Here is a 22,347-nt window from a genome sequence, read left to right on the forward strand (position 1 = left end):
GGAGATTGATAAACCGTGTCCAACGCCCTCAGCGCGGATGATGCTCCGCAGCCCCCTAAGGTGCTCACCACGCCACTGGAAATCTCCAGCAACCTGCGCCAGCTGCAAGAAAGCCACGATCCGCTGATCATCACCTTTCATGAGCGCAGCCAGCGCTTCCAGAGCTACCTGATCAAAGTCGACCGCGACAGCGCTTCGATCGCACTGGACGAGATGATCCCGCGTGATGGCGAACGCTTTCTGCTGGCCGGCGAGCCGTTCAAGGTCGAAGGTTTTCATGACGGTGTGCGCATTGCCTGGGAATGCACCGGCACACTGAATATCGAAGAGTCCGAAGGTGATCGTTTCTACACCGGCGAGCTACCGACCGAAGTGGTTTACCACCAGCGCCGCAATGCTTTCCGCGCCGCGCTGAAACTGACTGATCTGGTCAGCGTTGAACTGGGCGGCGAAAAGCTCAAGGCGCCGATCAACGGCAAACTGCTGGATATTTCCGCGACCGGCTGCAAGCTGCGTTTCGAAGGCGATATCACCGATCGTCTGCAACTGGGCCAGGTCTATGACCGCTTGATCGCCCCGCCGCTGTTCGGCAACCAGCCGACCTCCGTCGAACTGCGCTATCTGCACTTCGAAGAAAAACTCAACATCACCTTTGCCGGCCTGCGCTTCCACAATATCAGTGGTCAGGCAGCGCGCAACGTTGAGCGTTTCGTATATCAGTTGCAACGTGAAGCACGCCGTTTCGATAAAGACGATATGTGATTCGCAGCGACCAACAAAAAGGGCAGTCTCTGGTGGGACTGCCCTTTTTTATGCGCGGTGTTTTTGTTCAGTTCAGGGTCTGCCGCCACTGAGATCGGGCGCAGGATTATCGGTATCCGGCTCGCCTTCTGCCGCAGGCTCTGACGGCGTAGCAGGTTCAGGCTCGGGATTTGCCGGCGTCTGCACCGGGTCCTGCACCATCTGCTCCTGCACCACTTGCTCGTCGACCCGAGGATCGAGGGCGGCCACCAGCGGCGAACTGGACATGCTGTCCGGCATGGCCACGTGATGCAGCGGCGCGTCGTCGACCTGATGCAGATTGGTCACCGCTTTCGGACGGATCCGCCACACCAGTACCAGCGCGAAGAAGCTGAAGAACGCATACAGGCTCTGACTGCCGAACAACTTCATCAGCACACCCGCGAGCAACGGCCCGATGCTCGCGCCGACCCCGTAGGTCACCAACAACATTGCTGTCAGCGACACCCGGCGATCCCCTTCCACGTGGTCATTGGAAAACGCCACCGCCAACGGATACAGACAGAACTGCACCAGCGAACAGAGAAAGCCAACCCCGAACAGCACCTCAAGCGGCACTTGCGGCAACACCGCCAACGGCAATGCCGCTACCGCCAGGAACCCGGCAAAGCAGCGAATCAGCAGCGCCCGATCGTAACGATCGGACAACCAGCCCAACGGCCACTGCACCAACAACCCGGCAAAGATGCAGCTACCCATGAACAGACCGACCTGCTCGGTCGACAGCCCTTGTTGCGAGGCATACAACGGTGCCAGACCGTAGAACGAACCGATGATCAAACCGGCACCGAGCACCGTACTCAGCGACTGCGGGACCCGCTTGATAAAGAAACGCGGCTCCATCGGCGCTGGATGCAGTGGCGCCGGGTGAATCCGCCGAGTCAACGTCACAGGCACCAGACACAGCGCGAAGCACAGCGCGACCAGCATCAGCAATTCCAGACCCAGCCCGGGGTGCATGACCAGAATCAATTGACCCAACACCAGGCCAAGGTATGACGCGATCATGTAACCGCTGAACACCAGACCACGCTGATTGGCGTCCGCCTGCTCGTTGAGCCAGCTCTCGATCACCATGTACTGACACATCATGCCCAGACCGACGATGGTCCGCAGCACCAGCCAGGCCGGCAACCAATCGACCAGACCGTGGCCAAGCACTGCCGCCCCGACGATCCCGGCACACGCGGAATAAGCACGGATATGCCCGACCCGCGCGATCAGCCGGTGACCGATCTTGCCGCCCAGCACCAGACCGAAATAGTTGGCCGCCATCAGCGCACCGACCCAGAGGCCGTCGACGTTGTCAGCGGCCAGACGCAAGGCCAGATAAGTGGATAGAAGGCCCGAGCCGATCAACATCATCAGCGAGGCGAAATACAGCGCTCGAAAGGATTTCCAGATTTGGCGCATCGGCGTTCCGAGCGGCTCCTTGCAGTAAAGACCGGGCTATCAAACGATAGCCCGGTGGCGACAGTTCGTCAGGCCTGGGCTGCTAGAACACGCCGTTCCCAGGGAGTGATTTCATCAAAGAAGCTGGTCAACTCCATGGTCTTCGAAGCGATGTAGCCTTCGATGAACTCCTGTCCGAACAGTTCCCTCGCCAATTGGCTACGTTTCAGACGTTCGAGCGCGGCGTGCAAGGTACACGGCAGCGAAAGATTGTCCGGCACCTCGAACTCACCCTGAATGGCTTCTGTCGGCTCCAACTCATGCTCGATACCATGCAAGCCCGCAGCCAGACTGGCCGCAATCGCCAGGTACGGATTTGCATCGGCGCCCGGCAAACGGTTTTCCACGCGACGAGCGACCGGCGAACTGGCGGGAATACGCAAACCGGCGGCGCGATTGTCGTGGGACCAGCAGGCATTATTCGGCGACGCATAGGGGTGGCACAGGCGCTGATAGGAGTTCACATTCGGTGCAAACAACGCGGTGAAATCGGCCATGCCCGCCTGCTGCCCAGCGATGAAGTGGCGGAACATCGCGGTCGGCTGACCCTGTTCATCGCTGAACACATTCTTGCCGCTGCCGATCTCGACGATGCTCTGATGAATATGCATTGAACTGCCCGGCGTGTGCGCCAGCGGCTTGGCCATGCACACCACGCTCAGGCCATGCTTGAGGGCGACTTCCTTGAGCAGGTGCTTGAACAGGAATGTCTGGTCGGCGAGCAACAGCGGATCGCCGTGCAGCAGATTGATCTCGAACTGGCTGACGCCCATCTCATGCATGAAGGTATCGCGCGGCAAGCCGAGGGCCGCCATGCATTTATAGACTTCATTGAAGAACGGCCGCAGACCGTTATTGGAACTGACGCTGAACGCTGACTGCCCCTCCTCGCGGCGACCATCGAGGCCAACCGGTGGACGGAACGGCTGAGTCGGATCGCTGTTCGGCGCGAACACGAAGAACTCCAGTTCGGTGGCTACCACCGGCGCCAGACCGCGCGCCGCATAACGAGCGATAACCGCTTTGAGTTGTCCCCGGGTCGACAGACTGGAGCTTTCACCGGTCAGTTCGTCGGCATCGCAAATGGCCAGGGCACGCGGCTCGTCACTCCATGGCAAACGATGGATCTGGGTCGGTTCGGCAATCAGCGCGAGATCGCCGTCATCACTGCCGTAAAACCGCGCGGCAGGGTAACCGCCCATGATGCATTGCAGCAGTACGCCACGCGCCAGCTGCAAACGCCGCCCTTCGAGGAAACCCTCGGCGGTCATCACCTTGCCCCGAGGTACGCCGTTCAAATCCGGCGTGACACATTCAATCTCATCAATGCCCGTCAGTCGCTGCGCGAGTGAACGCTGGCCATCGCTTGTCATGACGCAATCCTTGTTATTGTGCGAGCCGCGAACGGCGACCCGTACAAAATAGGCTCCGGCTGTTCGGAATATCAAGCAGCGTCAAACAAAAACCCGTGTCACGGCAGATAAAGGCTGAACACCCCGCCGCCGAGCGGTCCGCCGTTGCTGATTTCGGTGCGACCTTCGACGCCATTACGCTGATGCAGCGCGGCGATGCGATTGGCGAAGTACAGGCCAAGCCCGGTGCTGCCGCTGCTGTGATTGATGCCCTGCACGTAATCGGCCTGACGTTCGAGCATCTCGACCGGATAGCCGTCGCCGTCATCATTGATGCTCAGCACCAGTTGCCCGGCTTCGTCGCTGACGGTGATCAGCAACGATTCACGCGCATAACGAATCGCATTGTTGATGCAGTTGCCCAGCACCGACGCAATCAGTTCACGGTCGAAGAAACCCAGCGGGCTCAGCGGATCGACTTCATAGGTGGCGACGATGCCGCGACTGGCGAACACCTCTTGATGCGCCGCCAGTTGCGCCTCGATGAAATCGTCGAGTTCGTGATAGGCCGGTTGCAGCGGCATCTGGTTAACGCCGAGTTTGTACAACCCGAGCAACTGCACCAGCATGCCGTTGAGGTGGGCGAACTCGAAGTCGATCACGCCCTGTTCCGCGCCTTGGCGCTGGGCCTCTGGCAACCGCGCCAGCCACTGGCTGTGGGCCTGCATGAGCATGGCCAGCGAGTTCTTCATGTCGTGGACGGTGGAGGCGATCACCGTGGAAAAATCCAGAGCCTGCTCGTCTTGGTTCATTCGCCAAACGCCTTGCTTTTCAGCTTCTGATAACGCGCAAAACGCGCGTCGGTGTCGGGCATCAGGCCAACCATTTTCAGGCAGGCCCGACATTCTTCCAGCTCCGCCGACGGCACACTGGTGTCGGTGCCGTGCAGCAGCGACTGGGCCATGTTCAGCGCAATACTGATGTTCTTCGGTTGCATCTTCAGCGCCTTGCGGAAGACCTCGCGGGCCTCCACCAGGTTGCCGGTCTTGTACACCCGCACGCCCTGACGGTTGAGGTCGGCGGCGGCATTGCTGGAACTGAGGATCGTCGGATCATCGGTGAGCTTGGCGATGTCTTTCATCACCGCCGGGTCGTCGCCGTAGATTTCCGCACAGCTCTTGAGCATCGAAGTGCCCGCTTCGGCCTGACCGAGCATCTGCAACTGCTTGGCGACCAACAGCGCCGCCTCCGGACTCATGAATTGCTCCATACCGTCGAGGCGCATCATGGCTTGCTCGGTGAGCTTGTCGGCAGTCTCGGCATCGTTGAGCAGCAGGCTGGTGGCCTTCATCAGGCGTGCACGAATCTGCAGGCCCGGATCCGTCGGGTTCTCTTTGGCCACGGCGCTGAGGGTGGTGTTGATCTCCAGCCGCGTGCGCGTGTCGAGACCGCGATCGCTGCCCTTGCTGATCAGCGCATGGGCGAGACCCAAGTTGCTTTCCGGATCCTTGAAGCGCGACTGCGCACCCTGCGCCACAGCCTGACGGTACGCCCGCGAGGCCGTGTCAAAATCTTCGTTGGTCATCGCCAGTTTGCCGAGCAACGCCTGCCGACGCACCGCCAGCGGCGACAAGCGAATCGCCTCTTCAAGCACCCGTTGCGCGCCCTTGGTATCACCCTCAGCCACCAGCACATCGGCCATGCCGTCATACAGCGACGGCATCATCGGAAACACCTTCAGGGCTTTTTCGTAAACGCCTTTGGCCTGCGCAATCTGCCCGCGTTTGAACAACAACTTGCCCAACCCGGCAAACGCCCACGGCAATGGTCGATCAGCAATGATGCCGTCATAGAGACGCTCCAGCGCCTCGTTCTGATTGAGATCACGCAACGCATCGGCACGGTAACGCAGGCACAACGGCGAATAACGAATGTCCTGCTTGCACAACGCGATGCAGGCGTTAAGTACCTCAACCGGTTTGCCACGGTCGAGCGCTTGCAGAATCGGTTTGAGCAAGGTCTTGCGCTGCTCCAGGCGCTCCAGGCGCTGGGCCAGGCCGGAACGGTTGAAGGGCTTGGTCAGGTACGCATCCGGCTCGTGCTCCAGAGCACTGAGCACCATCGCCTGACTGGTCTCGGCAGTGACCATGACAAACACCGCTTCATGGCTGATCAGCTTTTCCAGCATCAGGTCTTCAAGCACCTGCTGGCCGTTCTTCTTGCCGTCGCCGAGATGGAAATCCTGCAGGATGAAATCGTAGGACTTCTGCGCACACATCTTCAGCGCCTGCTCACCGGTGTCGGCGGTGTCGACGTCCTTGACCCCAAGCTCACGCAGCATCGAACGGACGGAACTGCGGAAATCCGAGAAATCATCGACGATCAGAAAACTCTTTTGGTGATACGACAGCATCGAAGATTTCCAGGCAATTGAAGTGAGGGCAATTTCAGGCGCGCAGATGATAGCTGCCGGCCAAATGCTATCAAGCTAATTCACGCGACTTTTAAGTCACCGAGTGGGTTATCGGCCACAAGTGGCGTTCCCTGAAGCCGGCGCTTCAAGATTCCTCGTTCTGCGATTACTCTGCGCGGCTTCTTACCTTTCCACTACAAGGTTTATCTCGTGTACATCAAAGGACGTTGCATCGTGTCCGCCTGTGCGCTGCTATTTTTTCAGCAGGCGATGGCGGCCGGAATGGATTGTGCAAAAGCGGTGACAGCCGTGGAAAAAACTATCTGTGCGAATACCGGTTTGTATGAACTGGATACGCAGATGGGCGAGGTTTACCGGGATTTGTTTAAGGCTTCCGTCGAGACTCGACCGCAACTGAAGGGCACGCAACGGCTTTGGTTGAAAACGCGTAATGAGTGCGCTGAGGATGTTTCGTGTCTGGATCAGCGTTATCGCGAACAGCTGAAAAGTTTGCAGGCGCAATGGGCAGAAGCTGTCGCCCATCAGCCGACCGGCGCCGATAAAGAGGTGCTGGATGATCTGCAAAAACGTATTCAGACAGCCAGTCAGAATGATCCGGAGTTTGCCCTGGAACGGACGCTCGCCTCACTGACGCTGAACAGCGCCGAAACTTCGTTTTCAGCAGAGCCCGACGCCGATCAATTCGCCAATAAAACACACTTCCCGAAGACCCTCCCCAAAGGCGTTTCCCGCAGCGAGTGGACGGCTTTGAATGCCACGGACTTCGAGGCTGACACCGCGCAGGGCCCAACCTCGTTCACATTGCTGGATCTGGACAACGACGGGCGACGTGACCTGATCGTTCAGACCTACACCGGCGGCACCGGCCTGTACACGTTCGTGGAAATCTTTCACCGCGATGGTGACCGGTTCACCCGCAGAACCCAGGCGTCCGACGGCGAATCCATTGGCGGTTCCCTCTACTCCATCAATGAGCGCGGCTCCAACCAGTCCGTGAACTGGATCAGCATTCACGGCAAGGTCTACGCCGCCTATCGCGACAGTGGATACGGCATCGATAATGTCTACCTGCTCAGTCCGTGGCAGGCGAACCAGTTGGTGCCCAAGCTAACGGTTCGTTATCGCTATCAACTCAGCATCCCTCGCACTCAGCCTGATGATGAGCACAAAACCACTTATAAGCTGAAGCCGGACCTGCACCGCGCACTTGCCCGTGGCCTGGCCAGCATCGAGGAAGAGTCGTCCGACAGCGGGCAAGAGCGAAAGCCTATGTGCCCGATTCCTCCGTCCGCCACCGACAGCGAGGAATATTACGGCTACGGCGCAGGCTATTACGCCATCGAACAGGTCGCGGACTTCCCGGTAATCATCGGCAGCGAGTGCTTTATTGCCAGAATGAACGACTGGTTTGGCGCCTACAGCGCAAAGGATGGGCTGTTTGCGCAATTGACTTTGCGTAAACCCGGCGAGGAAGCGCAAGAGCGCGAATACAAGGTCAATGGCCGTCGGCGTCTTACCGAAATCAGCACGTCTATCGGCAAACCCGAAGGTGGTGCGGCGCAATAGTGCTCAACGGTCGCGCATGAAAAAGCCCCGGGAGTTGAAACTGCGCGGGGCTTTTTTGCAGATGTTCGAGACATCCTGAATGAGTGGTGTCCCAGGGCAGGTTCGAACTGCCAACCTTCCCCTTAGGAGGGGGATGCTCTATCCAATTGAGCTACTGAGACACTGAGTTGTCGAGGCCAGAGACGGCGCGACGGACGGCGTGCATGTTAACGGCCGGGCCCTGATTTGTCATGTCATCCGTAGGGCTTTTTAAGTGTAGGCAGGCGCCCTGCAATGCTGCGGGAAGATTTACCGTGCATTTTGCACTCCCCCAAAAAGCCATCATTGCAGATTGCAACCCGACGCCTTGGAAAAACCCTTCCAAATGCTTGTTTTTAAAGGACTTAACAGCGGTTAAACTGTTGGCACGACAGCTGCTTTGCCTGTTCCATAGAAGAACAATCGGAGCAGCGCCCCATGAACAGCACCCTCTTGCTCGCAAACGCAGCCGCATTGGCGGTTCTGCTGGGTTTTCACTTTGTCCCACAGGGTGCTGCGCCGGAATCGGTGGCGCAGCGCATGCCGCATTACTTGCAGGTGCAGAAGGCGCCGCAGTTGGCGGTGCTGAATGATCAGGGCGGCGTCGCCCGTAAAACCGTCAGTGAACCTGGGCAGGCACTGCCGGCGGACGCTGGCGAACGTCTGGTTTTTTGAAATATCTTCAGGAGTACAGCATGTCCAAGTCAGCTGCAGGATTTCTGATCCTCGCCTTATTGAGTGGCGTTGTGCATTTTGCGCTGTTCGAGGACACCGGAATTACCCTGCCGTTGATTGGCTGCGGTGTGTTTGCGGTGTTGTTCGTATTGGCACTGGTTGCCGGCCGCCGGATCAAGTTTGATCCGGTGTTGCGTTGAGTCGGATCAGCTCAAGCAATTGATGAACGGCGGCCGCCAGGTCGCCGGAATTATCGATCAGGTGCACCGGCGCGTCACTTGATCGCCTGTCCTTGAAGAGCGTGTTGCGCGCGAGTCTGGCGTCGATCTGTTCCAGTGTCTCTCGGCCACGGCGCAGCAAGCGTTCGCGCAAGACCTCATCTTTGACTGTCAGCAGAACCGGCAACAGCGTCGGGTAGCTTTCCATCGCCTGACGCAGATTGGCGCGCGAGCCGTTGACCAGCACATCGCGCCCCGCACGCAACCATTCGTCCATTTCTCTGGGAATGCCATAGACCAGGCCATTGGCTTGCCACGCCAGGGAAAACTCGCCGGCGCGCTGACGTCGTTCGAACTCTTCAGACGTAACGCCGATAGCATCCTCACCCACCGACTCCGCTGATCGGGTAATCACCCGACGCATGATCTCGCAGTGCCTCGCCCGCAATGGCTCACGCGCGGCCTCGATCAGGCTGTCCTTGCCTGAACCGGACGGCCCCATCAGATAAATAAGCCTGCCATCCATCCTGAAAAAGCCCTCGGGCACGTGTCTGCCCCTAGTAAATCGGCAAATTGCCACTATTCTGTACAAGGTAAGGAACAAGGATCGAAAGCCGCATAGCATGCACGTTCTGACGCCTTCGGGCATCAATTGATAGGCATCAGGAAGCGGTCAATGACGTGGTCGAAGGCAAAGTTTTCCAACCAGTCCGCATTTCTGATAATTGGTGCTGGCATTACGCCTTTACCCGGCTCAATATTTGTCACAGAATTGACGCCAATGATCTGGCAATTTTGAGGCATGATGCCGGCCTCTTAACAATTCAGGTTGAACCATTTGGCGCGGATGCTTGTCCTACCACACATCCTGCGGCCAATCCCGAGAACCGCTCCCCTGAACTAACCGGTTAAATATATGCGCCCATTGAAACAGGCAATTTATTCCAGCCGTACGGCTGACAAGTTCGTCGTACGTCTGCCAGACGGAATGCGTGAACGCATTGCCGAGGTGGCTCGCAATCATCATCGCAGCATGAACTCCGAGATCATCGCGCGCCTTGAGCAGAGTCTTATTCAGGAAGGTGCATTGGGCGAAGAGCTGAGCATGCGCCTGGACAGCCCGGAGCTGTCGCTTCACGAGCGCGAGCTGCTGCAACGCTTCCGTCAGCTGTCTCACCGCCAGCAGAATGCGTTGGTGTCCTTGATCGCCCACGACGCTGAAATGGCCGCAGACGCGTCCTGAGCCGTACCGAACACCTCAAGCCAGCATGATTGCTGGCTTTTTTTTGTCTGCGATTTGAGGACTGCCACAGATAAAGCTACGCGCACAAAAAAGCCCGCCAATCGGCAGGCTTTTCATTGAAGCGGATCAGAGCAGGAAGATTGTCGCCAGCCCCAGGAAGATGAAGAAGCCACCACTGTCGGTCATTGCCGTAATCATCACGCTGGCACCCATGGCCGGGTCGCGGCCCATCTTGGCCAGGGTCATCGGGATCAACACCCCCATCAACGCCGCCAGCAACAGGTTGAGCGTCATCGCGGCCGTCATGACCACACCCAGCGACCAACTGCCGTAAAGCAGATAAGCGACCACACCGATCACGCCGCCCCAGACCAGACCGTTAATCAACCCGACTGCCAGTTCTTTACGCATCAGACGTGAAGTATTACCGGTGCTGACCTGGTCGAGCGCCATGGCGCGAACAATCATGGTGATCGTCTGGTTACCCGAGTTACCGCCAATACCCGCCACAATGGGCATCAACGCCGCGAGCGCTACCAGCTTCTCGATCGAACCTTCAAACAGGCCAATCACACGTGACGCGACGAACGCGGTGATCAGATTGATCGCCAGCCACGCCCAACGGTTGCGCAAGGATTTCCATACCGAAGCGAAAATATCTTCCTCTTCACGCAGACCCGCCATGTTGAGGACTTCGCTTTCACTCTCCTCACGGATCAAGTCGACCATTTCATCGATGGTCAGACGGCCGATCAGCTTGCCGTTCTTGTCGACCACCGGGGCCGAGATCAAGTCGTAACGTTCGAACGCCTGAGCGGCATCGTAGGCGTCTTCGTCCGGGTGGAAACTTACCGGATCGCTGGCCATGACATCAGCCACCTGCTTCTCCGGGTCGTTGACCAGCAAACGCTTGATCGGCAGCACGCCTTTGAGCACACCGTCGTAATCAACCACGAACAGCTTGTCGGTATGACCGGGAAGCTCTTTGAGACGCCGCAGATAGCGCAGCACCACTTCGAGGCTGACATCCTCACGGATCGTCACCATCTCGAAGTCCATCAGCGCACCGACCTGCTCCTCGTCATACGACAAGGCCGAACGGACACGTTCGCGCTGCTGGTTATCGAGGCTCTCCATCAGCTCATGGACGACGTCTCGCGGCAGCTCGGAGGCCAGGTCAGCAAGTTCGTCGGCGTCCATGTCCTTGGCGGCAGCCAGGAGCTCGTGATCGTCCATGTCGGCGATCAGCGTTTCACGAACGGAATCGGATACTTCGAGAAGAATGTCGCCGTCGCGATCGGCCTTGACCAGTTGCCAGAGCGTCAGACGATCGTCCAGCGGCAAGGCTTCAAGGATATAGGCGACGTCGGCGGAGTGCAGATCATCGAGCTTGCGTTGCAGCTCGACGAGATTTTGCCGGTGGACCAGGTTTTCGACCCGGTCGTGATGCGCGCCTTCCTGGCGATGAGTCAGGTCTTCAACGACGCGCTGACGCTGCAGCAGCTCGACGACTTGCGCCAGGCGATCCTGCAGGCTTTCCTGTGTTTTCTTTACTTCGATTTCAGACATAGGCGAACTCCACTCCCAGCAGCGGGGCACGCCGGAAGGATCAATCAGTCAATTCATGATTGGTGAAACGGGGTACTGAGTAACTACTGGGTAAGTCCATGGAGGTTTTCCATAAGCCCCGGCGGGGCTGACGGGCGCAATGATACACCGCCTGACGGTTTTAAACGTTAAAAAATCACGGCCGAAACAAGCGCTTGCGAAACAAACCTGAGCACCGTCCTGATCCGTGCAAATGCGACGACTCATCCTGAAAAGAAAACACACCGGCAGTGAAAAATGTAGCGACTACCCTTTAGCGTAGATCGTCATGGAGGACGTCGAATGCCATTGAAATCATCATTGCCTTTACTCACCTGCCTGCTTTTCCTCCCGCCTGCCGAGGGCGCTGCCACCCTTCATCGCTGCGAAGCTATCGACGGTAGCATCACCTTCACCAGCATGAGCTGCGCGAGCGGCGAACAGCTGTCCGTGCAGGCAGTCCATCCTTATATGCCCGGGTCGGTTGTGGCGGTGATGCCGGAGCACAACCACGAAGAAATATCCGGCATGAAAATCAAAGGACGCGAACCTGGCGTTGCTGGCACCGCCGAAGACCCGTGTGGAAACCTGATCGATGCCAGACAACGTCGCGAAGCAATCATCAATCAACGCGTGATTGCCGGGATGACTCAGCAGGATGTCGAAAGCGCACTGGGCAAGCCGGACAAGGTGAATATTCGGACATCGACGACGAGCTATCGCTATGACCTCAAGCGAGGCCGAAGTGCTCAAGTCGATTTTGATGAGAGGGGCTGCGTGAAAGGAAAAGCCAAATCCCGGACAGCAAAAAGCCCGCGTTAAACGCGGGCTTTTCGGTATATGGTGCACTCGACAGGATTCGAACCTGTGACCGCTCGGTTCGTAGCCGAGTACTCTATCCAGCTGAGCTACGAGTGCAATTTGTGTTTTTAGACCAGACCACAACTGGCTGAAACCAAGTTATTCACATTGCTGCAACTAACTCTTAAATGGTGCACTCGACAGGATTCGAACCTGTGACCGCTCGGTTCGTAGCCGAGTACTCTATCCAGCTGAGCTACGAGTGCATTTGTGTTTGTTAGACCAGATCACACCTGGTTGAAGCCAAGTTATTTACATTGCTGTAACTAACTCTTAAATGGTGCACTCGACAGGATTCGAACCTGTGACCGCTCGGTTCGTAGCCGAGTACTCTATCCAGCTGAGCTACGAGTGCATTTGTTGCGCCGCATTATAGCCCGTCTAATCTCTATTCCAACCACTTTTTCTATTAATTTCAACAACTTACAGAAAAAGCCAGATTACGACGTACTAAGCAAATAATGGCGGAGAACGGGGGATTCGAACCCCCGACACCCTTTTGAGGTGTACTCCCTTAGCAGGGGAGCGCCTTCGGCCACTCGGCCAGCTCTCCGCAACACGGGGCGTATCTTAACCAACCTTTTCCCCGTTTGCAAACATAAAAATCGATAAAAATTAATGGCTTGGTTCTTCGTCCTTCTCTTTCTTTATACGCAGGTAAATTTCCTCACGGTGCACGGCAACCTCTTTCGGGGCGTTGACGCCGATACGCACTTGGTTTCCTTTAACGCCGAGCACAGTCACGGTGATTTCGCCATCACCGATAATCAGGCTTTCTGCGCACCGACGAGTCAGAATCAGCATACCTTTCTCCTCACGCAATTCAGTTCAGGGACAACAGTCTGCAAAAAAAAGGCACCCGACCTACAACCGGAGCGATCGTAGCCCTACATGCCTGAGTATTGACCAGCGCGAGCAAAAGAACAGTTGAGGGCTCGCGCCATTCAAAAAATAAAGGGCGCGGTCAGACCGCGCCCTTCAAGAAACGGAATTACTCGCCCTGACGGGCCGGAGCATCCAGTTCGAAAGCCGTGTGCAGGGCGCGCACGGCCAGTTCCAGGTACTTCTCTTCGATGACCACGGAAACCTTGATTTCCGAAGTCGAGATCATCTGGATGTTGATGCTTTCTTTTGCCAGGGATTCGAACATGCGGCTGGCCACGCCTGCGTGGGAACGCATGCCGACGCCGACGATCGAGACCTTGGCAATCTTGGTGTCGCCAACCACTTCACGGGCACCGATCTCGCGAGCGGTGTTTTCCAGCACAGTCTGTGCGGCCTGGTAGTCGTTGCGGTGCACGGTGAAGGTGAAGTCGGTGGTGTTATCGTGCGCAACGTTCTGCACGATCATGTCGACTTCGATGTTCGCGGCACTGATCGGGCCGAGAATCTTGAACGCCACGCCCGGGGTGTCTGGCACGCCACGGATGGTCAGCTTGGCTTCATCGCGGTTGAAAGCGATGCCGGAAATGATCGGCTGTTCCATGGTTTCCTCTTCATCAATAGTAATGAGGGTGCCCGGACCCTCCTTGAAGCTGTGCAGTACGCGCAGCGGAACGTTGTACTTGCCGGCGAATTCCACCGCACGGATCTGCAACACCTTGGAACCGAGGCTGGCCATTTCCAGCATCTCTTCAAAGGTGATCTTGTCCAGGCGCTGAGCGACCGGCACAACGCGCGGGTCGGTGGTGTAAACACCATCAACGTCGGTGTAGATCTGGCACTCGTCAGCCTTCAACGCAGCAGCCAGTGCCACGCCGGTGGTGTCGGAACCGCCACGACCGAGGGTGGTGATGTTGCCGTGCTCGTCGACGCCCTGGAAACCGGCGACAACCACCACGCGACCCGCTTTCAGATCACCACGAATCTTCTGGTCATCAATCTGCAAGATACGCGCTTTATTGTGCGCACTGTCGGTCAGGATCCGCACCTGATTACCGGTGTACGAAACCGCTGGCACACCGCGCTTGATCAGCGCCATGGCCAACAGGGCAATCGTCACCTGCTCACCAGTGGAAACGATCACGTCCAGTTCACGCGGAACCGGTTGGCCATCGCCACTGATTTGCTTGGCCAGATCGATCAGACGGTTGGTTTCGCCGCTCATTGCAGACAGCACAACCACCAGGTCATCGCCGGCATCGCGGAATTTCTTAACCTTGTCGGCGACCTGCTCGATTCTCTCGACAGTACCGACCGAGGTGCCTCCAAATTTCTGTACGATCAAAGCCATTTCAAAGCCGCCTCTGCCCATGAAGGGCGCCCAATAATTACTCGAACAGCCGCGCGGCCCGCCACTAGACTGCGGGCCGCACGGACTGTCTTATAAACCCTGCTCGACGAATGGAACGGTCAGCGCCAATGCACCATCCAGCGCGCCGGCGTCGATACCGCCGCCCTGCGCCATGTCCGGACGACCACCGCCCTTCCCGCCCACTGCCGCAGCAGCCTGCTTCATCAAATCACCGGCTTTGAGTTGGCCAGTCAGGTCTTTGGTTACGCCTGCAACCAGAACGACCTTTTCCTCATGGACACTGCCGAGCAGGATCACTGCGCGGCCGAGTTTGTTCTTCAACTGATCAACCAGCGCCAGCAGCGCCTTGGCGTCCTGACCATCCAGACGTGCGGCCAGAACCTTCACGCCTTTGACGTCCAGAGCCGAGGACGACAGATCGTCGCCCGCAGCGCTGGCCGCCTTGGCTTGCAACTGCTCGAGTTGCTTCTCCAGTTGGCGGTTGCGCTCCAGCACAGCCGACAGCTTGTCGATCAGGTTGTCGCGGCTGCCCTTGACCAGGCTGGCCGCTTCCTTGAGTTGTTCTTCTGCAGCATTCAAGTAGGCCAGTGCCGCAGCACCGGTGACTGCTTCGATACGACGCACGCCCGAGGCCACACCGCCTTCGCTGATGATTTTCAGCAGGCCGATGTCGCCGGTACGGTTGGCGTGGATACCGCCGCACAGCTCGACGGAAAAATCTCCGCCCATGCTCAGCACGCGCACGTTGTCGCCGTACTTCTCGCCGAACAGCGCCATGGCGCCTTTGTTCTTCGCGGTTTCGATGTCGGTTTCTTCGGTTTCAACCGCAGAGTTCTTGCGAATCTCGGCGTTGACGATGTCTTCCAGCGCTTTGATTTGCTCAGGCTTGATCGCTTCAAAGTGGCTGAAGTCGAAACGCAGACGCTGGCTATCGACCAACGAACCTTTCTGCTGAACGTGCTCGCCGAGTACCTGGCGCAGTGCCGCGTGCAGCAAGTGGGTGGCCGAGTGGTTCAGCGAAGTCGCGTGACGCACTTCGGCGTCGACGTGGGTTTCCACTGGCGCGCCGATGGTCAGGCTGCCCGAATCCAGAACACCGTGGTGCAGGAAAGCGCCGCCGGTTTTGGTGGTGTCGCGTACGTCGAAACGTGCGCTGCCGGCCTGCAGATAACCGCAGTCGCCAATCTGGCCGCCGGATTCTGCGTAGAATGGCGTCTGATTCAGAACGATCACCGCCTCTTCGCCTTCATTCAAGACGTCGACCGACTGGCCATCTTTATAGATAGCGACGATTTTTGCCGAACCGCTGGTGTCTTTGTAACCGGTGAACTCGGTGGCCACATCAACCTTGACCAAGGTGTTGTAGTCCAGACCGAACGAGCTGGCCGAGCGCGCGCGAACACGCTGGGCTTCCATCTCACGCTCGAAACCGGCTTCGTCGACCGTCAGGCTGCGCTCGCGGGCGATGTCGGCGGTCAGGTCCATCGGGAAACCGTAGGTGTCGTAGAGTTTGAACACCACGTCGCCCGGCACCACGGTGCCTTTGAGTTCCAGAAGGTCCTGCTCGAGAATCTTCAGGCCGTGCTCCAGCGTCTTGGAGAACTGCTCTTCTTCAGCCTTGAGCACGCGCTCGATGTTGCTCTGCTGCTTCTTCAGTTCCGGGAAGGCTTCGCCCATCTCGGCGACCAGCGCCGCGACGATTTTGTAGAAGAAGCTGCCGGTAGCGCCCAACTTGTTGCCGTGACGGCAGGCGCGACGGATGATCCGGCGCAGCACATAACCGCGACCTTCGTTGGACGGCAGCACGCCGTCGGCGATCAGGAAGCCGCACGAACGGATGTGGTCAGACACGACTTTCAGCGAAGACTGGTCGCCATTTTCGCAACCGATCGCTTCAGCCGAGGCCTTCAGCAGATTCTTGAACAGGTCGATGTCGTAGTTGGAATTGACGTGCTGCATCACCGCACTGATCCGCTCCAGGCCCATGCCGGTGTCGACCGACGGCGCTGGCAACGGATGCAACACGCCATCGGCGGTGCGGTTGAACTGCATGAACACGTTGTTCCAGATCTCGATGTAACGATCGCCGTCTTCTTCCGGCGAGCCCGGTGGGCCGCCCCAGATGTGGTCGCCGTGATCGTAGAAAATCTCGGTGCATGGGCCGCACGGGCCGGTATCGCCCATGGTCCAGAAGTTGTCGGAGGCGTACGGCGCGCCTTTGTTGTCGCCGATGCGGATCATGCGCTCGACCGGCACACCGATTTCTTTGGTCCAGATGTCATACGCTTCGTCGTCGGAGGCGTAGACGGTGACCCAGAGTTTTTCCTTCGGCAGTTGCAGAACGCCGGTCAGGAAGGTCCACGCGTAGGTAATCGCGTCTTTCTTGAAATAGTCACCGAAGCTGAAGTTACCGAGCATTTCGAAGAACGTGTGGTGACGAGCGGTATAACCGACGTTTTCCAGGTCGCTGTTCTTGCCACCGGCACGCACGCATTTCTGGCTGCTGGTTGCACGGGTGTACGCACGTTTTTCCTGGCCCAGGAAGCAGTCCTTGAACTGGTTCATCCCCGCGTTAGTGAACAGCAGGGTTGGGTCGTTGCCCGGAATCAAAGAGCTGGAGGCTACACGGGTGTGGCCTTGCTCTTCGAAGAAGCGAAGGAAGGCTTCACGGATTTCTGCGCTTTTCATTAGGTTCTTCCACGGAGGCTGCGGCCAAAGGCCTGTTCGAAACGTCAACAGACGAAGCGACGGCAAAGGGCCGCATTATATCGGCCCTGCGCGCGGGGTACAGCGTGTTTATACGATAGAAACGGTCAATTGGACGGCTAACGCTGTCACTTGCGCGAAAACTCGACGAATGTCGCGATCACTTGCTCGATTTGCGAGCGATTGACGTCCATGTGCGTGACCATACGCAGGCGCGCGGCGGCGCTCAATTTGATCCCGCGTTCGCCGGCAAAGGCCTTGATCGCTTCGGCTTTGTCGCCCATTTGCACATAAACCATGTTGGTTTGCACGGGTTCGACGATGAAACCTGCTTCACGCAAGCCATCGGCGAGCAATTGCGCATTGGCGTGATCGTCGGCCAGACGCTCAACGTTGTGTTCCAGCGCATACAGCCCCGCCGCCGCCAACACCCCGGCCTGACGCATGCCGCCGCCGACCATTTTGCGCAGACGGCGAGCCTTGCCGATCAGTTGCTCAGAACCACACAACACCGAGCCAACCGGCGCGCCAAGACCTTTGGACAGGCACACCGATACCGAATCGAAGTACTGAGTGATTTCCTGGGCATCGACACCCAGCTTGACCGCCGCGTTGTACAGGCGCGCGCCATCGAGGTGCAGTTGCAAGCCATTGTCTTGAGTGAAGCGGCGCGCCCGGGCCAGATATTCCAGCGGCAGCACTTTGCCTTGCATGGTGTTTTCCAGCGCCAGCAGACGAGTCCGGGCGAAATGGAAGTCGTCAGGCTTGATCGCTGCGGCGACCTGATCGAGATCCAGCGAACCGTCCGCCTGTACTTCCAGCGGCTGTGGCTGAATCGAACCGAGCACCGCCGCACCACCGCCCTCGTACTTGTAGGTATGCGCCTGCTGACCCACGACGTATTCGTCGCCGCGCTCGCAGTGCGCCATCAACCCCAACAGGTTGCTCATGGTGCCCGTCGGCACGAACAACGCGGCGGCGAACCCCAGACGCTTGGCCAATTCTGCTTCCAGACGATTGACCGTCGGATCTTCGCCGTACACGTCATCGCCGGTGTCCGCCGCTGTCATCGCGTCGAGCATGGCCGGAGTCGGTTGGGTGACGGTGTCGCTGCGAAGATCGATAACGCTCATGAACCTGGCCTCTAATCAGCAGGGGAAATCCCTTTACGAAGTGGAATTACTGCGGGCATCGCGAGGATTAATCAAGCCTTGGGCGCGAAAAGGTCAGGTTATCTCTTGAGAACACGCCATCCATTTGGGAGCGAGCCTGCTCGCGAAAGCAGTCTGTCAGTGACACATCTGCTGACTGACACACTGCTTTCGCGAGCAGGCTCGCTCCCACAGGTTCTGTGCAGGGCCGGAAAATATGTGTTAAAAACGCTGCGCCGCCCGAGAAAGGGCGGCAAAAACGTTCTCAGGGCGGGGTGCAATTCCCCACCGGCGGTAATTGCGCGCAATGCGCATAGCCCGCGAGCGCTTGGCGACGAACACGGCAGTAAGCGGTGATCGACGGCAAGGTCAGCAGACCCGGTGTGATCCCGGGGCCGACGGTCATAGTCCGGATGAAGAGAGAACGGGATTAACGCCAAAGGGCCGTCCGCGCGATGTTGTGCGTGTGCGCACCCTTGAATCCCTTTCGATTCATAACGCCCTGTTTTTCACACAAACAGGAGTCAGAACATGCAACCCACCGCTATCGACAGCAAAAGCAAACACCCACACGGCGAGCGCGTTGCGTTCATCCAGGCCTGCTGGCACAAGGAAATCGTCGACCAGAGCCGTAAAGGCTTCGTCGCCGAAATGATTGCCCTGGGTTATCAGGAATCCGACATCGACATCTTCGAAGTCGGCGGCGCTTTTGAAATGCCTCTGCACGCCAAGTTGCTGGCCAAGACCGGTCGTTATGCCGGCATCGTCGCCGCAGCCTTGGTGGTGGATGGCGGCATCTACCGTCACGAGTTCGTCGCTCAGTCGGTGGTCAGCGGCCTGATGCAGGTGCAGCTGGAAACCGAAGTGCCGGTGTTCTCGGTATCCCTGACCCCGCATCACTTCCATGCGGGCGACGAACATCAGAAGTTCTTCTTTGAGCACTTTGTGCACAAGGGTCAGGAAGCGGCAAGGACTTGCGCGGATACGCTGCGCAAAGTTCGCGCACTGCGCCGCACCGAGCCGCATGCGGTAGCCGTTTAAGCCTCCAACGATCGTTCCCACGCTCTGCGTGGGAATGCCTCATGGACGCTCTGCGTCCGCTTGGGGACGCGGAGCGTCCCGGGCTGCATTCCCACGCGGAGCGTGGGAACGATCATCACCTCAGGCGAGGTTTTCGTCGCTGGTCGGGACGATCAGAATGCCTGCGCGCAAGCCGTTCTTGACCTTGGGATTGGGGAATATGATCCGCGCGCCCTCCTCCTCGATGATCCAGCGGGTATTGGCCAGATCTTCGGCCAGCACGTAGCCCATCTCCAACTCGAAAAAGTTCTCGATGTCCTGCGGCAGGTTCAAGCGAAAGGCATCGCTGTGCTTGATGATTTCCCGGGCGACGCTGAACAGCTGCAAACCGTCCAGCTGCGCTTCAGCCATTTCCGGCTCAGTGCCTTCAATGATCTGCTGCAGACGAGTCTCCAATAGCGAGACATTGACCCCGTCGTTCTGCCCGAACGGCCGCGCCTTGCCCAGTTCCAGCGTGAAAGCCTCGGCACCGAGCTTGTCGTAGGTGTACGAGCTGAACACGATCGACGGCTTGTTCTGCAGCAGCACCGCTTCCATCCCGGCAGCGCGCAAACGCGCCAGTTCAAGACGCGAATGCTGGCGACCTTCCTTCCACGGATACAGCGCAAACTGTTCGATCTTCGAACCGCGAATCGCCGTGTGCAGGTCGTAGTGCAGACGCTGGCGATCCGGCAGGCTGAAAAAACTCGCCGCCAGACGCTCCAGCTCACAGGCACGCAGCGCTTCGCTGCCACTGCTCTGTTCATGACGGCCGTTGAACAGCCGATTGACGTCCTGCTCGACGAAACGCTCGCCCTTGCGAATCGCCTCGGGGTTACCGAACAGGAACAGAATACGTGCGCGCGGTTTCAGATCGCCGCGTGCGATGTCGTGCAGCAGCCGATCAAGCAACTCGATCGGCGCTGTTTCGTTGCCGTGGATGCCTGCCGACAGCAGCAGGTCCAGGCCATTGTCGCGTGCTTCCGGCGGCCGGACTTCCAGCGCACCTTCGCTCAACCAGCGCATCCGCACGCCTTCGACAGTCAGTTGAGTCTTCTCCGCCGGTTCGCGGCCGGCGAGGGTCAGTTCAAGCAGTTTGCCGAGGGCGAGCATAGAGCGGCTTCCTTAGTGGTCGTGGTTGCAATCCGGGCCATGCACGTGGTCTTCGTCGTCGCCGACGTCGGCCGGTTCCATTTCCAGTTGCAGACTTACCAGATTAGTCGCCAATGGGCGCAGCAGCAGGTTGGCGTACTCGGCGTCACCTTCTTCAACGTCCACGCCGATCAGCAATTGGCCACGGCCGTCCTGCTGGATCCACAGCTCTTTGCCTTGCCACATGACCGCGACGCGGGTGCACGAGGTTTGCAGTTGCGTGCCGTCGGTGTCTTCAAGGATCAGCTGCAGGGAATCGCTCATGTTTTTACTCTCTTGGGGAGACAAGCCGCGCGCCGCGTTCAGGCAACGCGCCGGCCATCAATTGATCTGGAATGGATAAACCGCGCCCAGTTTAAGGATTTGCGTCAGTTCATCCAGTGCCGTCCGGCATTCAAGCAGCAATTGCGGGTCCGCCAGATCGGTTTCGCTCAGGCGGTCGCGGTAGTGCTTTTCAACCCATGCGGTCAACGAACCGTACAACGGTGGCGTCATGATAACCCCTGGGTTGACCGCCGCCAGTTCGGTTTCGTTAAGCGCGACGCGCAGTCGCAGGCACGCCGGGCCACCGCCGTTCTGCATGCTTTGCTTGAGATCGAAGACTTTCACTTCGCGGATCAGGCCGCCGGAACTGGTCAGTTCTTGCAGGTAAGTCCAGACGCGTTCGTTGGCCTGGCACTCTTGCGGCACGATCAGCAACATCGAGCCATCAGGACGCGAGAGCAATTGGCTGTTGAACAGGTACGAGCGCACCGCGTCATCCACGGTCACCGCCGAACGCGGCACGCACACGGACTGGAAGTTGCCGCCGACCTTGGCCAGTTTGCTTTGCAGTTCGGCCAGCATCTGTTCGGTCTCGAGGAAGGCGTCCTCGTGATAGAACAGCACCTCGCCATTACCCACTGCGATCACGTCGTTGTGGAACACGCCCTGATCGATCACGTTCGGGTTCTGCTGGGCGTAAACCACGCCTTCGTCACGCAGACCGTGCAGACGCGCTACCGCTTGCGACGCTTCGAGGGTCTGCCGCGCCGGGTACTTTTGCGGCGCCGGGAAACGGTTGTCGAAGGCACTGCGACCGAACACGAAGAACTCGACGCCCGCCTCGCCATACTCACGGCAGAAACGCGTGTGGTTGGCCGCGCCTTCGTCGCCGAACTGCGCCACCGCAGGCAGCGCGGCGTGATGGGCGAAGTGCTGCTGATTGGCGAACATCGCACCGAGCACGCGGCTGGTGGTCGGGTGCTCGATGCTGCGGTGGTATTTGCAGTTGAGGTTGGCGGCGGTGAAATGCACGCGACCGTCAGCGGTGTCGGCACTCGGGCTGACCGTGGCGGCGTTGGCCACCCACATGCTCGACGCCGAACAACTGGCGACCAGCAGCGGCATGGCTTCTTTGGCGGCGCGCTCGATGACTTGCGCGTCGGTACCGCTGAAACCCAGGCGGCGCAGAGCGGCCACGTCCGGACGTTCCTGTGGCGCCAGCACACCTTGCTGAAAGCCCATCTCCATCAGCGCTTTCATCTTCGCCAGACCTTGCAGCGCCGCTTCCTTCGGGTTCGAAGATTGCTGGCTGTTGCTCTGGGACGCAACGTTGCCGTAGGACAGACCACCGTAGTTATGGGTCGGCCCCACTAGACCGTCAAAATTGACTTCATAGGATTTCATCAGCGAGGCTCCACGAGAATCTGTTGTTATAGGCTTCAGGTAACAATTCAGTCAGACCGCGTCGCGGCTATCGCGAGCAGGCTCACTCCTACAGGTTGAGCGGTGAACGCACATGTTGTGTACGACACAAATCCTGTAGGAGTGAGCCTG

General features: G+C 58.4%; 20 protein-coding genes, 5 tRNA genes and 1 riboswitch. Of the genes, 7 read left to right on the forward strand and 18 right to left on the reverse strand.

The window, feature by feature from the left end; translation table 11 throughout:
* The first annotated feature begins 15 nt into the window (after positions 1 to 15).
* Positions 16 to 762, forward strand: coding sequence for a flagellar brake protein (locus tag CKW17_RS27680; RefSeq protein WP_095123064.1), 747 nt, complete (start codon positions 16 to 18; stop codon positions 760 to 762).
* A 72-nt stretch (positions 763 to 834) separates the two neighbouring features.
* Here CKW17_RS27680 and CKW17_RS27685 read toward each other — a convergent pair whose 3' ends face one another.
* The 4 genes from CKW17_RS27685 to CKW17_RS27700 form a co-directional block, all read right to left on the reverse strand.
* On the reverse strand, positions 835 to 2,214 hold the full coding sequence (locus CKW17_RS27685; RefSeq protein ID WP_095123065.1) for an MFS transporter: 1,380 nt from the start codon (positions 2,212 to 2,214) through the stop codon (positions 835 to 837).
* 68 nt (positions 2,215 to 2,282) lie between these two features.
* Positions 2,283 to 3,524: a glutamine synthetase family protein gene (locus CKW17_RS27690; RefSeq protein WP_176470131.1), complete on the reverse strand. Its 1,242-nt coding sequence runs from the start codon at positions 3,522 to 3,524 to the stop codon at positions 2,283 to 2,285.
* 200 nt (positions 3,525 to 3,724) lie between these two features.
* Positions 3,725 to 4,417, reverse strand: a complete 693-nt coding sequence (locus tag CKW17_RS27695) for a sensor histidine kinase KdpD (RefSeq protein ID WP_095123069.1) — start codon at positions 4,415 to 4,417, stop codon at positions 3,725 to 3,727.
* Positions 4,414 to 6,018, reverse strand: coding sequence for a tetratricopeptide repeat-containing response regulator (locus tag CKW17_RS27700; protein ID WP_095123071.1), 1,605 nt, complete (start codon positions 6,016 to 6,018; stop codon positions 4,414 to 4,416). The genes CKW17_RS27695 and CKW17_RS27700 overlap by 4 nt, the downstream gene beginning before the upstream one ends.
* 210 nt (positions 6,019 to 6,228) lie before the next feature.
* Between CKW17_RS27700 and CKW17_RS27705 the strand changes: the two genes are divergently transcribed.
* Positions 6,229 to 7,605: a lysozyme inhibitor LprI family protein gene (locus CKW17_RS27705; protein WP_095123073.1), complete on the forward strand. Its 1,377-nt coding sequence runs from the start codon at positions 6,229 to 6,231 to the stop codon at positions 7,603 to 7,605.
* Between the two features lie 84 nt (positions 7,606 to 7,689).
* On the opposite strand, the gene CKW17_RS27710 is transcribed toward CKW17_RS27705, so the two are convergent.
* A tRNA-Arg gene (locus tag CKW17_RS27710) sits at positions 7,690 to 7,766 on the reverse strand.
* A gap of 295 nt (positions 7,767 to 8,061) precedes the next feature.
* Here CKW17_RS27710 and CKW17_RS27715 point away from each other — a divergent pair.
* Positions 8,062 to 8,298, forward strand: coding sequence for a hypothetical protein (locus CKW17_RS27715; RefSeq protein WP_095123075.1), 237 nt, complete (start codon positions 8,062 to 8,064; stop codon positions 8,296 to 8,298).
* 20 nt (positions 8,299 to 8,318) lie between these two features.
* Entirely contained in the window at positions 8,319 to 8,498 is a 180-nt protein-coding gene (locus CKW17_RS27720) for a PA3371 family protein (protein WP_095123077.1), read from the forward strand.
* Here CKW17_RS27720 and phnN read toward each other — a convergent pair.
* A complete protein-coding gene (phnN, locus tag CKW17_RS27725; protein WP_095123078.1) occupies positions 8,473 to 9,042 on the reverse strand; it encodes a phosphonate metabolism protein/1,5-bisphosphokinase (PRPP-forming) PhnN in 570 nt (189 codons plus the stop codon). The genes CKW17_RS27720 and phnN overlap by 26 nt on opposite strands.
* Positions 9,043 to 9,432: 390 nt before the next feature.
* On the opposite strand from phnN, the gene CKW17_RS27730 reads away from it, so the two are divergent.
* Positions 9,433 to 9,759, forward strand: a complete 327-nt coding sequence (locus CKW17_RS27730) for an Arc family DNA-binding protein (RefSeq protein WP_003178899.1) — start codon at positions 9,433 to 9,435, stop codon at positions 9,757 to 9,759.
* A gap of 126 nt (positions 9,760 to 9,885) precedes the next feature.
* Here CKW17_RS27730 and mgtE read toward each other — a convergent pair whose 3' ends face one another.
* On the reverse strand, positions 9,886 to 11,328 hold the full coding sequence (mgtE, locus tag CKW17_RS27735) for a magnesium transporter (protein WP_016983964.1): 1,443 nt from the start codon (positions 11,326 to 11,328) through the stop codon (positions 9,886 to 9,888).
* Between the two features lie 321 nt (positions 11,329 to 11,649).
* Between mgtE and CKW17_RS27740 the strand changes: the two genes are divergently transcribed.
* Positions 11,650 to 12,168 carry a cell envelope protein SmpA gene (locus CKW17_RS27740; RefSeq protein ID WP_095123080.1) on the forward strand — a complete coding sequence of 173 codons (519 nt, stop codon included), beginning with the start codon at positions 11,650 to 11,652 and terminating at the stop codon, positions 12,166 to 12,168.
* 19 nt (positions 12,169 to 12,187) lie between these two features.
* Here the strand turns inward: CKW17_RS27740 and CKW17_RS27745 are convergent.
* The 8 genes from CKW17_RS27745 to ltaE all read right to left on the reverse strand — a co-directional run bounded on the left by CKW17_RS27745 (position 12,188) and on the right by ltaE (position 18,300).
* Positions 12,188 to 12,264, reverse strand: a tRNA-Arg gene (locus tag CKW17_RS27745).
* A 72-nt stretch (positions 12,265 to 12,336) separates the two neighbouring features.
* Positions 12,337 to 12,413 (reverse strand) — tRNA-Arg (locus tag CKW17_RS27750).
* Between the two features lie 72 nt (positions 12,414 to 12,485).
* A tRNA-Arg gene (locus CKW17_RS27755) sits at positions 12,486 to 12,562 on the reverse strand.
* A 107-nt stretch (positions 12,563 to 12,669) separates the two neighbouring features.
* Positions 12,670 to 12,760 (reverse strand) — tRNA-Ser (locus tag CKW17_RS27760).
* Positions 12,761 to 12,822: 62 nt separating this feature from the next.
* Positions 12,823 to 13,011: a carbon storage regulator CsrA gene (csrA, locus tag CKW17_RS27765; RefSeq protein WP_002554426.1), complete on the reverse strand. Its 189-nt coding sequence runs from the start codon at positions 13,009 to 13,011 to the stop codon at positions 12,823 to 12,825.
* 187 nt (positions 13,012 to 13,198) lie between these two features.
* Positions 13,199 to 14,440, reverse strand: coding sequence for an aspartate kinase (locus tag CKW17_RS27770; protein WP_008086083.1), 1,242 nt, complete (start codon positions 14,438 to 14,440; stop codon positions 13,199 to 13,201).
* A gap of 90 nt (positions 14,441 to 14,530) precedes the next feature.
* Entirely contained in the window at positions 14,531 to 17,149 is a 2,619-nt protein-coding gene (gene alaS / locus CKW17_RS27775) for an alanine--tRNA ligase (protein ID WP_095123081.1), read from the reverse strand.
* Between the two features lie 146 nt (positions 17,150 to 17,295).
* Positions 17,296 to 18,300 carry a low-specificity L-threonine aldolase gene (gene ltaE / locus CKW17_RS27780; RefSeq protein ID WP_095123083.1) on the reverse strand — a complete coding sequence of 335 codons (1,005 nt, stop codon included), beginning with the start codon at positions 18,298 to 18,300 and terminating at the stop codon, positions 17,296 to 17,298.
* Between the two features lie 275 nt (positions 18,301 to 18,575).
* Positions 18,576 to 18,748: riboswitch (FMN riboswitch) on the forward strand.
* A 101-nt stretch (positions 18,749 to 18,849) separates the two neighbouring features.
* On the opposite strand from ltaE, the gene CKW17_RS27785 reads away from it, so the two are divergent.
* Positions 18,850 to 19,359 carry a 6,7-dimethyl-8-ribityllumazine synthase gene (locus tag CKW17_RS27785; protein ID WP_007919335.1) on the forward strand — a complete coding sequence of 170 codons (510 nt, stop codon included), beginning with the start codon at positions 18,850 to 18,852 and terminating at the stop codon, positions 19,357 to 19,359.
* A 120-nt stretch (positions 19,360 to 19,479) separates the two neighbouring features.
* On the opposite strand, the gene astE is transcribed toward CKW17_RS27785, so the two are convergent.
* From astE to astB, 3 genes are read right to left on the reverse strand one after another with little or no spacing between them, the layout of a single operon-like run.
* Complete coding sequence (gene astE / locus CKW17_RS27790; RefSeq protein ID WP_095123085.1) at positions 19,480 to 20,490, reverse strand: succinylglutamate desuccinylase; 1,011 nt, start codon at positions 20,488 to 20,490, stop codon at positions 19,480 to 19,482.
* Between the two features lie 12 nt (positions 20,491 to 20,502).
* Entirely contained in the window at positions 20,503 to 20,793 is a 291-nt protein-coding gene (locus tag CKW17_RS27795) for a hypothetical protein (protein WP_016983958.1), read from the reverse strand.
* A 57-nt stretch (positions 20,794 to 20,850) separates the two neighbouring features.
* A complete protein-coding gene (astB, locus tag CKW17_RS27800; RefSeq protein WP_095123086.1) occupies positions 20,851 to 22,197 on the reverse strand; it encodes an N-succinylarginine dihydrolase in 1,347 nt (448 codons plus the stop codon).
* Positions 22,198 to 22,347 lie beyond the last annotated feature (150 nt).

The organism is Pseudomonas sp. Irchel s3f10 (assembly GCF_900187515.1).
Taxonomy (GTDB): domain Bacteria; phylum Pseudomonadota; class Gammaproteobacteria; order Pseudomonadales; family Pseudomonadaceae; genus Aquipseudomonas; species Aquipseudomonas tensinigenes.